Consider the following 14,093-nt stretch of genomic DNA (forward strand, 5'->3'; position numbering starts at 1 on the left):
CGAACTGGCAAGCCTCGATGCCGACATGGACGATCATATCCGCAAGTCTCCAGTCTGGCGGGTCAACGAAAAGCTGCTTTCCTCCGTCCCGGGTGTCGGTCCCATCGTCGCCCGTAGCCTGATTGCTGAGATGCCGGAACTGGGCAGCCTCGGCCGCCGCCAGATCGCCGCGCTCGCCGGCCTGGCGCCATGGACGAGGCAGTCCGGCAAATGGCGCGGCAAGAGCTTCATCGGTGGCGGCAGGAGCCGCGTGCGCGCCGTCCTCTTCATGGCTGCCCTCGTCGCCATCAGACACAACCCCGTCCTCAAGGCCTTCCGCGAGCGCCTTGTCGCGGCCGGCAAGCCGAAAATCATCGCAGTCGCCGCCACAATGCGAAAACTCCTCCCTATCCTCAACGCTATCGTGCGGGACCAAAAACCATGGCAAACCGCTTGACAACCAAGACAGTCGCTCTCCCCACTGCCCGGCGACAGCGAAGTGATTAACCAGGTCGATTTACTGAGTTCCAAAGAAATGAAGATCGCGCCAAGATCGGTGCGGATAGCGGCAGGCGCCGCAGATCGATCGGCTACAACACGCATGATTGGCCTCCACAGAGTTGTTGGTCAGCAACCCCACTCTGCCAGAGCGCAGGTCGCTATCCACCACCGGTTATGGGATCTCTGATGGGGCATCCTTATCCTCCGAATAAAGGATGCACTATGGGCCAGGTTCTTCATGGGGGCGCCACGCCGACAGAGGCCGGTCCGTCGAGCGATACAGCATAGTCATGTCTGGACGGCGCCCGCTGATCAAGGGTTTGTTTTCAGCGATGGGATGGTCGCGGGTGCGGTCATGTCTCCGGCCTGTTGCTGCGGTCTTGTGACCGCTGGCCCTGATGGTATCGGCTGATCCTTTGGCCTGATCAAGAGAGCGAGCTCGAAGCTCCGACTATGCTGCAGGCTTTCAGGATCTGTCCTCGTCTGTTCCCATCACGTCATTGTCACTCGATTGCGGTTCGCGGCCTTGCCGATGCTGTTGTTATGCCGGTGTGCCGGCATAGTGTGTTGCGTCGCGCATAAGTGCGAAGACGATACGGGCGAGCTTGTTGGCAGTCGCCACGGCGACAAGCTTGAAGGGCTTGGTCTCCATCAGACGATCCGCCCAGTTTCTCAACGCATCGTTGGAACGCTTGCGATGGAACAGAACGGCATGAGCGCCGACTACGAGCAGCTTGCGCAAATATCGGTTACCCATCTTGGAGACGCGTCCCAGCCGCTCCTTGCCGCCTGATGAACTTTGCCGGGGCGTGAGCCCTAAGAAGGCGGCGAATTCGCGCGGACCTGAGAAGGCAGAGATATCTTGGATGCTCGCCGCAAGCGCGGAGGCAGTAATGGGGCCGATGCCGGGAACGGTCATCAGACGGCGTGCCATTTCATCAGTCTTGGCGAGGGCCAGATAGCCTGATCGGTCTGTCTGATCTCGGCATCAAGTTCGCTCAGTTGGCGCACCAACGGCCACAGTGCCGAACGCACGGTCGCCGGGTCATGTCGTTGCCCTCGATGACGAGGGTAGCCAAGGCGCGCGCGTTGTTCGGTCCCTGGGCGGCGATGATCCCGATTTCGGCCAGATGGCCGCGAAGGGCATTGAGCAGTTGGGTGCGTTGGGCCACCAGAAGTTCGCGTACCTTGTGATGCATGAGCGCCGCCTGGTTCCCGACCGATCGCACCGGCACAAAACGCATCGAAGGGCGCGTCACCGCCTCGCAGATGGCTGCTGCATCAGCGGCATCGTTCTTCTGGCGACGCACGTAAGCCTTCACATAGGCTGGCGGCATCAGCCGCACGTCATGGCCGAACTTCATGAGTTCGCGAGCCCAGTGATGGGCCGAGCCACACGCTTCCAAGCCAATGAGACAGCATGGCAAGGATTCGAAGAATGTCAGAACATCCTTCCGCCGCAGCGCCCGGGTCGTGACGATGCGGCCTGCGGCATCGATCGCGTGAATCTGGAAGACATGCTTCGCCAGATCGAGGCCAATAGTGGCAACAGCGCTGAGATCGGTGGTAATATTGTTCATGGACGGTGCTCCTTCAGATGAGTGCTCGACAGCAGCCATCTTGGCACGCCTCTCACGAGGATGATCCCGTTACGGGCGCCGTCCCCCCATGGCGGGAGCGGGCCTCGGTGGCCGATCTACCGACTGGTCCGAAGGAACCGCGATCGACGGTTTTCTCGCCCGAGGAGGAGGCCGTCATCGTCGCCTTCCGCCGCTACACTCTGTTGCCGCTCGATGACTGCCTCTATGCCTTGCAACCGACGATCCCACACCTGACGCGCTCGTCACTGCATCGTTGTCTGCAACGCCATGGCATCAGCCGCCTGCCGGATGTCGAAGGCGACAGGCCGGCGAAGAAGAAGTTCAAGACCTATCAGATCGGCTACTTCCACATCGACGTCGCCGAGGTGCGCACCGAGCAGGGCAAGCTGCACATGTTCATCGCCATCGATCGCACCTCGAAGTTCGCCTTCGTCGAACTGCATGAGAAGGCCACCGCTGCAGTCTCTCTGGCCACGCCTCCGATCGGTGGCTGAAGGTTCCGGCCTGGATGTTTGATCGGAAGGGCTGCGCGTGGCGCTTGCCGCTGCCCCACATCTCGATCTCAGAACGCTTGGCATCTCGGTGATACTGCTGCAGGACGCAACGGCCAGTTCCCACACCCCATCGCAATTGGAGGATTCGGGCGCACCATCGGGTCCTCACGACGCGAATCGGGGAGATGTCCATGCCGCGCCAGCCCACGACATACCAGTTCGATCTGTTCTCCAACCCGCACGATGCGAGTCCGCGCAGATGCCCACCAAGGCAGGCGCTGCCGGGAGAGACGCGCCTGACGATGACAAAGCTGATGGTGCGCCTGATCCTCGACCACATCGACGGCGAGCGCGCCGTTCAACGGGAGGAGGCGCGTCATCATGCGTGAGAAGATCCGGCCCCACCATCCGGAGCCAAGGCGATCCTGTATGTGCGTCAGTCCTCGGCCCATCAGGTTGTGCACAATCGTGAGAGCAGCGCCCTGCAGTATGCGATGCGCGATCGCCTAGAGTGGCGCTCGGCTGGTCTTGCATCGAGACTGTCGATGACGATCTCGCCGCTCTGCCGCTGGCGGTGTCGCGCGAGCGGGCTTCGATCGGATGGTCGCCGAAGTGTGTCTCGGCAAAGGTTGAGGCGGTTGCGGCGCGGGAGGTATCGCGCTTCGCCCGCAACAGCCGCGATTGGCAGCATCTCATCGAGATGTGCTGCGGATCGATACCGTGCTTGTCGACCAGGAGACGGTCTACGCACTGCGCCAAGGCAATGGTTCGGCTGCTGCTGGGATTGAAGGGGAGTCTCAAAGAGTACGAGCTCCATCTTCTGTGTCAGCGCTCCCTGTCGGCCCGCTATGAGAAGGCCCGGCGCGGTGAACTCGTCGTCGCTGTCCCGGTCGGCTTCGTGAAGGTCGGTGACCGGCTGGAGAAGAATCCCGATCGTCGCATGCAGGAGGCCATCACCCTTGTGTTTGAAAGGTGGCGGAACTCGGCAGTGCACGGCAGGCCCTGCTCTGTCCGCGAACATCGGCTGGATTTGCCCGCCAAGCGCAACAATGGCGATGTGGTCTGGCGCAGGCCAAGCTATGCGACCATCCACCGAATGATCGAGAACCCGATCTACGGTGGCGCCTACGCCTATGGCAAGACTCGTGCTGCGTCGGGATATGACGCAACCGCCATTCGCTCGCGCAGCCGCCGTAAAGCGCGTGATAAATGGCTGGCGCTGATCCCGGGTGCACAAGAAGGCTACGTCAGCTGGGAAAGGGCGGAAGCGATCCGCAAGATGGTGACCGACAACGTGCCCACGAGCCCGCATCACCGGGTGCCCAAGCATGGCGACGCTCTGCTCGCCGGCCTTGTCCGCTGCGGCCGCAAGCTGCGGTCCGCTACACGGGAACCAAGCACAACATTCGGCGCTATTCCTGCGGGCGTGGTCTGCTCGACAATGGCGAGCCGCGTTGCATCTCCTTGCGAGCATTGGGCGTCGACGACGCCATCGAGGAAGCTCTTCTGCGGGTTGTCGAGCCGGGAGCGATAGCCGCGGCCGAAGCTCAAGCGGCCAGTCGCCGCGATCGGGTCCGCGATGCTCTGATGCGCGACCTCGAGGCGGCACGCTACAGTGCCGATCGGGCGTTCCGGCAGTACGACGCCATCGATCCGCAGAACCGGCTGGTCGCGGCGGAACTGGAGTTACGATGGAACCGGGCGCTGACCGGGTCGGCGAGATCGAGAGCAGGATTGCCACGCATGATGCCTCGTCATCGGAGCCGTCACTTCTGTCGCCAATACACGTCACCGCGCTCGCCGCCGATCTCAAGGCTGTGTGGGCTGCGCCGACGACAGACGCGCGGCTCAATAAGCGCATCGCGCGCACCGTCGTCCGGGAGGTGGTCGCCGATGTCGATGACGGAGCGTCAGTCTCCTGATCCATTGGATTGGCGGCGTCCATACCGAACTGCGCTTGCCGAAGCGGCGCCGCGGACAGCGCAACAAGCACCTCCGGCGATATCCGGCCGTCCGTCAACTGGTGCGCATCGCCAATGATGATCTGATTGCCGGCATCCTCAACCGCAAATGGACTGGTGACCGGCCACGGCAATCGATGGACACGCGAACGGGTCACCGCGCACAGGTCGCATCCCTGTCTTCCGGCCGGCGCCGGAGGCAACGAACCATGGCTTAACCTGAACAAGGCGGCGCGCCTTCTCGGCGGATGAACGCCTTTGGTGTTGCCCGCCTCGGCGCCTGAGGGTCTTCGGTGCAACGCGAACGATGCGCTGAGCCGCCGGTTCGGCGAGCGTTGATCGGCTGAAGATCCACGGACGATCCGGCAGAGCGTCGCGCCCGGCAAAACCCAAAATACCACGGGATCGTATCCCGATCAGCACAACCTATTCACTTCAACGACATAGACAGATGGGTACGATGAAACAGGATTTAAAAACCGTTTAGTGATCAGATTGTTGACAGATCCTAGCCGGTCTCCGACCTTCACGAATCCGGCGTCGAACGCATCGAGTGCGGCCAGGCCGGCTTCCGCGTCCTTGGCCCGGTAGATCGCGCGCAGCGCCGGCACGACGGGCTTGCGGTCCTTCCACCACACGAACTCGAGCGAATGACGGATCAGATGCACGATACAGGTCTGGACCACGGTCTGCGGGAAGACGGTGTTGATCGCCTCGGGGAAGCCCTTCAGCCCGTCGACGACCGCGATCAGGATGTCGCCGGCGCCACGGCTCTTCAGTTCGTTCATGACGCGCAGCCAGAACATGGCGCCCTCGGTCTGCTCGATCCAGATGCCTAATATCTCCTTGGTGCCATCAGGCAGGATGCCGAGCGCGATGATGTAGATGGCCTTGTTGCGAACGAAGCCTTCGTCCCTGATCTTGACCCGGATGGCATCGAAGAAGACCAGTGGATAGCAGATGTCGAGCGGTCGGTTCTGCCATTCGGCGATCTCCTCGAGCACGGCGTCGGTGATGGCCGAGATCAGGTCCGGCGACACCTCGATGCCATAGAGCTCTTCGAGGTGACCGCGGATCTCGCGAGCCGTCATGCCGCGCGCGTACATGGAGATGATCTTGTCGTCGAGGTCCGGAAATCGGCGCTGGTATTTGGCAATTAACTTCGGATCGAATGTTCCGGCCCGGTCGCGCGGGATCGAAAGCGTTATCTTCGACGTGCCCGTCAGAACCGACTTCTTCGAATGGCCGTTGCGGCGATTGGCGTTGCCGGCGTCGCCTTCATCCTCAAGGTGCTCGTCCAGTTCGGCGTTCAGAATCCGCTCAGAAAGTGCCTTCTTCAGATCGTCGAGCAGTCCGTCTCTGGCGAAAACCTCGTTCGGATCGCGACCCGCAAGCAGTTGGTCCAGAAGTTCCTTCTCAATAGCCATGTGATGATTCTCTCCTTTTCATCATCATGGCCTCGCGCACAGAATTCCTGACAGTCCCGCCGAAGCGACTTGCGGATGGGCTTGCGAACTGAAGCACACCTTCGACCTGGCGTCCGCAACCGAGCCGTGATCGGCCATAGCTAGGCGGAGCACCGCATGGGCCGCAATTAGCTCGCCGGCGAACGGCGTCGTGTTCACGCCATCCTCGTCGCAGCCGGCTACCACTCCTGGCTCCTCCATCGCCGCGCCCTAAGCCGAACACCCAGCAGCTTCATTGTTCACGACCGTCTCAGCAATTTCAGAACGCGCACCAGATTACAGGCGGCAGGTGCACCCGACATGGTCGCGCCTCCGGACTCGTGTCCTGCCCGGCAAACGAGTTGATCCAGCCGAATGCCTCCTCGATGCGCCGGCTGACGCCATAGCCGGCGTACTTGTCGTGCAGCCGTCAGCCGACTCACGACCAAGGCCCAAGGGCGCGCGCCTTTTTCAACATCCGGATAAGGTTTCCACTAAAGGTCCAAAGGGTGTGATTGACCAATGGATCAAGTCGACGGCGCGCTGAAGTATCGCATTGGTCTCAGCAACGCTGGGTGAAACAGCGATGACATATCCCAAACTGTCGCGGTAATCGCCTTTCCTGATGATTGGCCTCTTGGATTCAACATACAATTTGACCTCGGCGACTCCTGGCACAGTAGCCGCCAGACCGTCGCCATATATCCAGTCGAGCGTGCCATCGCAATCAGGAACTAGGTTCCGCCACACTGCACTATGCGAATGCCTTCTGCGCAAATTCCAATTCTCGCCAATGACAAGCTTAATGTGCTCGGTGACGAGATCAATACTGTATGCCAGCCGGACCAGTTTAGGTTCCCCACCACCAAGACGCGGATTAACTTCAATGACGACTGGGCCTCCGGGCGTCAACCGGAGTTCAATGCACGTTGGCCCCCATCCAAGTTCGAGAGCTTGTAAACAGCTTAGCGATACATCCGCGATACGTTTATAGTTAACATCGGTCAGCGGGGCCGGACAGGTGGACTCACGAACCACGAAATGCGGTGCCGGGCCGAACTCGTAGGCGGTAATTCCAATGACCTCATTTCCCATTAGATTAGCCACGTAAAGGGGGCCCTGTGCGAATTCTTCGACCAGTATCCTCGGCGAGGACTGCCATAGGTGCTTCTCGCCCAACAGATAGATGGTATGCTCGGCTACCTCTTCGACATTACGGCACAGTCGGACACCGATGCTGCCGCCACCTACTGCTGGCTTCAGAATCACCGGCAGGCCGATCTCCGCGGCAGAGCCTTCAGTCTCCGACGCATTCGCTGCCAGGCGATAAGCAGGTATTGGAACGCCAGCCTCCGCAAGGAGCTGACGTTGAGTGAATTTATCGCAGCATCGTTCGATCGATGCGGGATTCGGTCCCGGTAGATCGAAATAACGGCAGAGCTTGCCAACTGTCGCATAGGACGCCTCCAGGGCGCTCGTAATGCCAGCAATGTCATAGATCTCATGAAGCCGGGAACATTCGCGGATCACTGCGTCGAGATTGTCTGTATCGACACGGATTGCATCGGATCTTTCCGCCTGAATATACTGGTAGCGGGTTGGATCAACCGAGAGGGTAATTGGATTAAGGCCAAGACGCCGAGCCGCTTTGACGTAAAGCGGACCATTGGACCTCGTACCTTCAAGCAGAATGAGCGCTCTTCTTGCCATTGGCGTCGACCTTTGTTGTATGCTGGACGGTGGTCCAGGTGAGAAAATCGGCATCAGCTTTTCAGCCCTGCCTGACCAAGACTTGCTGTGAACGTACCAGTTTCGGCGATTTGCGGTCGCAAAGGTTCTGTGAATTTGTCGAAACATATGTTCTGCAACTATTTATTTATCGAAGTGTGACAGGGAGCTCGTCGACTCTGTTCAAGCTAGAGCACGTCCTGTTTAATCCGCGCCGTCGAACCACTCCCGGCGCCGCTTCAGGACGTCGGGGCGATCCTGCTCCAGTGCGTGCGCGGACTTTTTTTGAATGTCCAGCCGTCGCCGCGAAGCCAGGCGCTTAAGGCGCTGCGGCTGATCCGCACCGACTGCTCGGCGACGAGCCGCTCCACCATCTCGTTCAGCGTGATGTCCTTGCGCTCCCCGATCAGCCCGACGATGAAGGCTTCATGCGCATCGAGGCTGGAGGTGCGGCGGCGGCCCTGCGGGCGTGGCCCCAGTTCACCGATCTTCGCCCGCGCAATCCAGCGGATCGCTCTGGACACTCCCACGCCGAACCGCGCCGCCGCTTGCCGCGCCGACATGCCCTCGTCCGAAGCCATCAAGACCCGCAACCGAAGATCCACGCTCAATGCTCTTCCCATCGTCCACCTCGATCGAGGGGATGTTGAATCAGCACAAAACGCAGCCGTCACATCACAATTGATTCATCGATCACAGGATGTGCTCTAAGTCGTGGTAGTGCTTGACCCCATTAAGGCGGCCGCGGGGGTACTTTATCGTCCGCGCCCGTTTTTTTTTGCCGCGCGGCAGTGATCGTGCCATGGGGCGGCGCGGCCCCAAGTATCTGCGCCCCCTCAAAAAGCCGCACCATAGGTCCACGCGAACGCGGCTGCGCAGCCGGATCAGGTCACGCATGGCTTCATTGTCGGCGTCCGGCCCGACTGAGACGGGCGAGCATGGTGGCTTCGCGACGGTTCTTTTTACCGATCGCCAGGCTCGGGATCGCGACAGCCACGTCGCTCCGATAGCCGAGGCTCGTGAGTTGGCGATGAAGGTCATAGCCGCACGGGTCGGCCTCATTCCAAAACGCCAGCGGCTTGCTGGGACCGATCGAGACGATCGCGCAGCTTGCCTATGGCAGCAGGGTCATTGGCAATCTCGCCGAGATGTTCCAACGACCCAGAGCGTTCGCTCTCCGAACGGAGATTCCTTGCTTGTGAATATCCGAACCGACAGGTCTGATACACCGGTATCCTATCCATACGCTCTGTGCCGGCCAGCCGGCTTAACCATCGTACCATGGTTGTGTGCGTCAAGTTCTGCAAAAAGGGGCGGCCATGGTGCTGGTCATGCGGCTTGGCGCAGAGCGAGCTTCTTGTGCTCGCCGCAGGTCGTCCATGTTGATGTAGCGGTTGGCCTCCATCCAGTTTTCGTTGGTTTCGACGGCCAGCGCCCTGACGAGGCGCAGGCAGCTCTGTGAGTTTGGAAAGATCCGCACGACATAGGTGCGGCGCCGGATTTCCTCGTTGAGCCGTTCAAGCATGTTGGTGCTCTTGAGATGCTTGTGGTGCTGGCGTGGCAGACGAAAGAAGGTCAGCGTGTACTCGATGGTCTCCTCCACCCATGTCGTCAGTCGTGGGTAGCGGGCCGACCATTTGGAAAGCCATGCGGCGAGATCGGCCTTGGCCTCGGCGAGATCGCGCCGGTCGTAGAGCCAGCGCAGTTCCTGCAGGCAATCGTCGCCATGCTTTCTCGGCAGGTGATCGAGCGCATTCCTGAGGAAGTGCACGTAGCAGCGCTGCCATGCCGCTTCCGGGATGATCACCTCGCCGATCGCCGCGACCAGGCCGGCATGATCGTCTGACACGACCAGCTCGACGCCCTTGAGGCCGCGCGCCTTCAAGCCGACGAGAAAGTCCCTCCAGGCCGAGCGGCTCTCGCGATTGGCCATCTCCACGGCCAGGATCTGACGCCGGCCGTCCCAGCACGTGCCGTGCTGTTGTGAAAGGAGAACAGGGTAGGGGCGTGTGTCGGGGGAAGCTGTACCGAGACTGATCTCTCTGCTCAGGCATCGGTCCACATATCGGTGGCACCCAGGCGGACATGATGCTGGCAAAGCCAGGAATGGGTGTTGACGAGGCGTTCTCGATTGTAGGCAATGAACAAAACCGGTTGCTGGCGATGCTGAATCGTCGGGCTCAGGCCGAAAACGTTGGATGAAAAAGCACGGTGTCGCATGCAGAACTCTCTTGAGGGGATCACCGTCGTTGCTGTGGAGCAGGCTGTGGCCGCGCCTTATGTCTCGTCTCGTCTCGTCTTGCGGACGCGGGCGCCCGGGTCATCAAGGTCGAAAGGCCCGAAGGGGATTTTGCTCGAAACTACGATAAGTTGGTGCGGGGACAGAGCGCTTACTTCGTTTGGCTCAACCGAGGCAAAGAATCGGTTTGTTTGGACCTTAGGTCGGAGGCGGACCACGCCGTCCTGGACACGCTCGTTGCTGCTGCCGACGTCTTTATCCAGAATCTGAAGCCAGGCAGCATCGAAAAACTCGGCTTCGGATCTGCGGATCTGCGTCGCCGTTTCCGCGGCTAATCACCTGCGACATTTCGGGATTTGGGGAGGGGGGCCATTTTCTCACCTCAAGGCTTATGATCTCATTGTTCAGGCCGAAACAGGTCTGTGCGCCATCACGGGTACGCAGCAGGGGCCGGCACGGGTAGGGTTGTCGGTGTGCGACATCTCGGCGGGCATGACGGCACATAGCGCCATACTTCAGGCGCTGTATCATCGCGAGGTCACTGGCGAAGGGGCTAGCATTCAGGTGTCCCTGTTCGATGCCGTCGCCGATTGGATGAACGTGCCGGTTCTGCAACACGACTACAGCAGCTACCACACGGTACGCGCGGGCGTGAAACACCCCTCGCTGGCGCCTTATGGCGCCTATCGCTGCGCCGATGGCAAGGACGTCACCTTTTCCGTACAGAATGATCGGGAATGGGTGAATTTCTGCGAGAAATTCCTGAAGCGGCCTGATCTCACGCGTGCACTTGGTTTCGCCGACAACATGGAGCGCCTCGGCCACCGTCCTCAACTTAATGAGATAATTGAGCTGCGGTTTTCCGAGCTGTCCTGCCACGAAGCGATGCAGGAGCTTGAGGCGGCCCGTTCGGCATATGGGCGACTGAACGAAGTGGCGGACATTTCAAAGCATCCACACGTTCGCAGGGTTGAGATTGGCACACCTGAAGGAACAGTAGAGACGATCGCCCCGGCGGCGATCTTCAACTCTGAGCGCCCCTCGCTGCGCCCAGTTCCGGGCCTTGATGCGCATACGGAGGCTGTCCGCGAGGAGGTTCGAGCAGGTTTGCGCGCAAGAGCCGCGTCAGCATGAGCGTGCCTGTTGTCGGGAAGGGAGCGCGATCGCGATTTACAGAGTGCATGCCTAGTCCTGGCCGCTCCGAGTGCCACGGCCGCCCAGCAAGCTCACTGACTGCGCCCGCGCCAAAATGACCGCAGAGGCGACATTATGAAGCACACCGTCCCGGCCCTCGAAAGCCCGATTTCTGTTCCCCGCTGGAGATCTCTGCTCTTCGTTCCCTCCCATGTTCCGCGCTTTGTTGACGCGGCTCATGAGCGCGGAGCCGATGGCGTCATACTCGACCTGGAGGACTCCGTTCCCGAGGATCAAAAAGGCAAGTCCCGGCGCCGGCTTTCTGCATCCGTGGCAAAGGTGGGCCGCAAGGGCGCAAATGTTTTGGTTCGCGTGAATCGTGGTTTGCGCGCCTTGGCGGCCGATCTCGATGCGGCCGTGATCGGGGTGTTTATGCGCTTGTCCTTCCGAAGACGGATTCGGCAGCGTGGGTATCAGAGATCGCGAATGCGGTATCAGAACTCGAACGAGAAAGAGATCTTCCGCTGGGTCGAATCCGGTTCCTTGCCCAGATCGAGACCCCGGCAGCATTGCAAAGTCTCGCAGCGATTGCGTCGGCCCATCCCAGGATGGTTGCAATGGCGCTTGGTCCTGAAGACTTCAGTACCTCTGTAGGCGGTGTCCCCGAACTCGATCTTCTTTTGACACCGAACCTTTCCGTTCTGTTTGCCGCTCGCGCCGCAGGCTTGCTACCGCTTGGCTTCATAGGAAGTATCGGGGAATTCTCAGACACTGGTATAATTCGTGAAGCCGCGGCGCATGCGCGGCGGCTTGGCTTTGCCGGAGCTTTGGCGATCCATCCAAAGCAGGTTGCTATATTCAATGAGGCTTTTTCGCCAAGCCCACAGGAACTCGAATGGGCTCGTCGTATCCTCGCGGCGGAAAAAGATGCGACGGCGCAGGGCAGAGGCGCGTTCGCATTGGACGGAAAGATGGTCGATGCACCGGTTATTCGAAGGGCTTGAGAAATCATCGCCACGGATCCGGGCGCCGAGTTGGCCGTTTGAGTCCTCAGCGGATTGATTAAACCAACTGGACGACACGACAGCAAGGCGTCATACAGCTCGGCACAATTATTGCTGTCGCCCCATCACATTTCGAGATAGATTACGTCAATTGCAGTCCTCCCTCGGAAGAGTGCCCGTGGAAATCAGGCAGCTAAGATACTTTGTCGGCGTGGTCGAAGCAGGCAGTTTCACGAAGGCCGCTGGCTTCCTTAATGTCGCCCAGAGTGCGCTGAGCCTGCATGTGCGTCAACTGGAGGAAGGCTTCGGCACTCAGCTGCTGATACGCGACAGGACCGGCGTGAGCGTCACGGCGTCAGGAGCCAAACTGCTCGATCGCGCGCGGGCGATTCTCAAAGAAATTCGACTCACCGAGGCGGAATTGACCAACACAACTGCTTCCCCTGCCGGGGAGGTGACTATTGGCATTCCGTCTGGGGCTGCTCGCGTCCTGAGCGGTCCGCTGCTTGAGGCGGTGAGAAACGAACTGCCCAAGGTTTCCCTCAAGATGGTCGAGGGCATGACGGGACCGTTGGAGGAGTGGATGGCCGCTGGACGCTTCAATCTGGCGGTTCTGTACCGCACTGCCGACAATGGGGGGCGAATGACTGTGCTAGCTCGCGAAGACCTTTGTCTGGTGGTCCCGTCCGGTGAGCCACCGTTCGAAGATGCGATATCTCTGGCGGACCTGCATGCATTCCCGTTGGCGGTTCCCATGCGCAATAACAATGTCAGGCGTTCGGTAGCTGACGTCGTCGCACAACACGGTTGCGCGCTGAACGTCAAGTTTGAAGTGGACTCGCTCTCAACGATCATCATCATGGTCGTAGAGGGGAAAGCGCATTCTATTCTCGCCCCGTCTGCCGTACAGAAAGAAGCCTCTCAAGGGCTTGTCCGGACTGTCAAGATCGTCGATCCGGTGATTACCCGCTCGGTGGTGCTAGCTGTAAACCCCAAAGATGAGCGTTCTGCGGCCGTTTCTGCGGTCCGCAAGCTCATTCCGAAGGTCGCCAGAGAATTGATTGAAATGCGGGGCTGGGCAGCGGTGGCGCCTGAGACGACCTGACGATCGTTCAGCCTATATAGTTGGGGCAAGACCGCTTGCGGCCATCAGGATCTGAGCAATCTGGATTCCAGATGGATTTCGGCAATATTCGATATTTGACCCGCCACGACCATCGCGATGAAACTGGCTCAAGCGAGTTCAGCAGTTTCGATATCGAAAGCTGCGCTCGTATGGCAAGAATTCAGTCAAGTGGAGCCCGCGATGTCCGACGCCAAGAGCTACGAGCTCTTCATTAATGGCAAATGGCGAGCCGGTGGTAGCCTAGCCACTTTGCCCGTGATCAACCCGGCGACGGAGAAGGTATTTGCCTCAGTGGCCTCGGCTACGGTTTCAGACTTGGATGAAGCTCTTGCTTCGGCAGAACGCAGCCGCAAGGCGTGGTCCTCACGACCCGCCAAAGAGCGTGGCGAGATCCTCGTCTCTACCGCCAGCATTCTGGCAGAGAAAGCTGGCGCCGCAGCCAGGGACCTGTCGTCCGAACAGGGAAAGACGATTGCCGAAGCGATAGGAGAATACGCGCGCGCAGTCGAAACGCTGGAATGGAACGGTAGCCGTGCCGAAGAGCTGTCGGCCCCGATTCCGTTGGGCTCGAACAGGATGATCGTCCCGGAGCCGCTCGGTGTCGTCGCTGCCTTTACGCCCTGGAACTATCCGGCCGTTCTCATCGCCCGCAAGCTCGCCCCCGCGCTGGCGGCAGGCTGCCCGGTGATACTCAAAGGGGCTGAAGAGACGCCGAGCGTGGCTGTCCATATCGTGGAATCTTTGCGCCAAGCAGGGATACCGGAAGGCGTGGTCAACCTGGTCTTCGGTGTTCCTGTGCATATATCGCGGCATCTGCTCAGTTCGCCAATTGTGAAAGTCTTGACTTTCACAATTGGCGAACTGAGCAGATGCCGCGATAT

Annotated in this window: 10 protein-coding genes and 8 pseudogenes; 12 read left to right on the forward strand and 6 right to left on the reverse strand. The window is 60.0% G+C overall.

All coding sequences use genetic code 11. The features are described 5' to 3' along the window. A partial coding sequence (locus tag E5W87_RS00310; RefSeq protein WP_292392967.1) for a transposase occupies positions 1-436 on the forward strand: 436 nt, incomplete at its 5' end. A 17-nt stretch (positions 437-453) separates the two neighbouring features. Here E5W87_RS00310 and E5W87_RS00315 read toward each other — a convergent pair. Both E5W87_RS00315 and E5W87_RS00320 read right to left on the reverse strand, forming a co-directional pair. Beyond that, positions 454-582, reverse strand: a pseudogene (locus tag E5W87_RS00315) (IS110 family transposase); the annotation flags it as partial. A gap of 439 nt (positions 583-1,021) precedes the next feature. Further along, a pseudogene (locus tag E5W87_RS00320) lies at positions 1,022-2,060 on the reverse strand (IS110 family transposase). Positions 2,061-2,149: 89 nt separating this feature from the next. Between E5W87_RS00320 and E5W87_RS00325 the strand changes: the two are divergent. The 4 genes and pseudogenes from E5W87_RS00325 to E5W87_RS00340 all read left to right on the forward strand — a co-directional run. Then, a pseudogene (locus E5W87_RS00325) lies at positions 2,150-2,533 on the forward strand (IS481 family transposase); the annotation flags it as partial. A gap of 233 nt (positions 2,534-2,766) precedes the next feature. Beyond that, the gene (locus E5W87_RS00330) at positions 2,767-2,964 is read left to right on the forward strand and encodes a hypothetical protein (protein WP_292392969.1); all 198 of its coding nucleotides are present in this window, start codon (positions 2,767-2,769) and stop codon (positions 2,962-2,964) included. Between the two features lie 185 nt (positions 2,965-3,149). Continuing rightward, positions 3,150-4,109 carry a recombinase family protein gene (locus E5W87_RS00335; protein ID WP_292393045.1) on the forward strand — a complete coding sequence of 320 codons (960 nt, stop codon included), beginning with the start codon at positions 3,150-3,152 and terminating at the stop codon, positions 4,107-4,109. A 157-nt stretch (positions 4,110-4,266) separates the two neighbouring features. After that, on the forward strand, positions 4,267-4,497 hold the full coding sequence (locus E5W87_RS00340) for a hypothetical protein (RefSeq protein ID WP_292392972.1): 231 nt from the start codon (positions 4,267-4,269) through the stop codon (positions 4,495-4,497). Between the two features lie 569 nt (positions 4,498-5,066). Here the strand turns inward: E5W87_RS00340 and E5W87_RS00345 are convergent. The 4 genes and pseudogenes from E5W87_RS00345 to E5W87_RS00360 all read right to left on the reverse strand — a co-directional run. Then, positions 5,067-5,963: pseudogene (locus E5W87_RS00345) on the reverse strand (IS256 family transposase); the annotation flags it as partial. A 489-nt stretch (positions 5,964-6,452) separates the two neighbouring features. After that, positions 6,453-7,691, reverse strand: a complete 1,239-nt coding sequence (locus E5W87_RS00350) for an acetyl-CoA carboxylase biotin carboxylase subunit family protein (RefSeq protein WP_292392974.1) — start codon at positions 7,689-7,691, stop codon at positions 6,453-6,455. 231 nt (positions 7,692-7,922) lie between these two features. After that, a pseudogene (locus E5W87_RS00355) lies at positions 7,923-8,332 on the reverse strand (helix-turn-helix domain-containing protein); the annotation flags it as partial. A 706-nt stretch (positions 8,333-9,038) separates the two neighbouring features. Then, a pseudogene (locus E5W87_RS00360) lies at positions 9,039-9,675 on the reverse strand (transposase); the annotation flags it as partial. 81 nt (positions 9,676-9,756) lie between these two features. Between E5W87_RS00360 and E5W87_RS00365 the strand changes: the two are divergent. From E5W87_RS00365 to E5W87_RS00390, 7 genes and pseudogenes are all read left to right on the forward strand, one after another. After that, positions 9,757-9,911: pseudogene (locus E5W87_RS00365) on the forward strand (methylaspartate ammonia-lyase); the annotation flags it as partial. Positions 9,912-10,031: 120 nt separating this feature from the next. After that, positions 10,032-10,283: a CoA transferase gene (locus E5W87_RS35985; protein ID WP_367118782.1), complete on the forward strand. Its 252-nt coding sequence runs from the start codon at positions 10,032-10,034 to the stop codon at positions 10,281-10,283. Between the two features lie 19 nt (positions 10,284-10,302). Then, positions 10,303-11,082 (forward strand): CaiB/BaiF CoA transferase family protein, encoded by a 780-nt coding sequence (locus E5W87_RS00370; RefSeq protein WP_367118783.1) that lies wholly within the window; start codon positions 10,303-10,305, stop codon positions 11,080-11,082. A gap of 135 nt (positions 11,083-11,217) precedes the next feature. Next, a pseudogene (locus E5W87_RS00375) lies at positions 11,218-11,427 on the forward strand (aldolase/citrate lyase family protein); the annotation flags it as partial. Between the two features lie 134 nt (positions 11,428-11,561). Then, positions 11,562-12,086, forward strand: coding sequence for an aldolase/citrate lyase family protein (locus E5W87_RS00380; protein ID WP_292393047.1), 525 nt, complete (start codon positions 11,562-11,564; stop codon positions 12,084-12,086). A 178-nt stretch (positions 12,087-12,264) separates the two neighbouring features. Further along, entirely contained in the window at positions 12,265-13,191 is a 927-nt protein-coding gene (locus E5W87_RS00385) for a LysR family transcriptional regulator (RefSeq protein WP_292392976.1), read from the forward strand. Positions 13,192-13,392: 201 nt separating this feature from the next. Beyond that, on the forward strand, positions 13,393-14,093 hold a 701-nt coding region (locus E5W87_RS00390), incomplete at its 3' end, for an aldehyde dehydrogenase family protein (protein ID WP_292392978.1).

The organism is Mesorhizobium sp., from assembly GCF_004962925.1.
Lineage (GTDB): Bacteria > Pseudomonadota > Alphaproteobacteria > Rhizobiales > Rhizobiaceae > Mesorhizobium.

Coding starts and splice junctions, on each gene's coding strand:
- E5W87_RS00330 (WP_292392969.1), top strand. CDS start 2,767: ATGCCGCGCCAGCCCACGACATACCAGTTCGATCTGTTCTCCAACCCG.
- E5W87_RS00340 (WP_292392972.1), top strand. CDS start 4,267: ATGGAACCGGGCGCTGACCGGGTCGGCGAGATCGAGAGCAGGATTGCC.
- E5W87_RS00350 (WP_292392974.1), bottom strand. CDS start 7,691: ATGGCAAGAAGAGCGCTCATTCTGCTTGAAGGTACGAGGTCCAATGGT.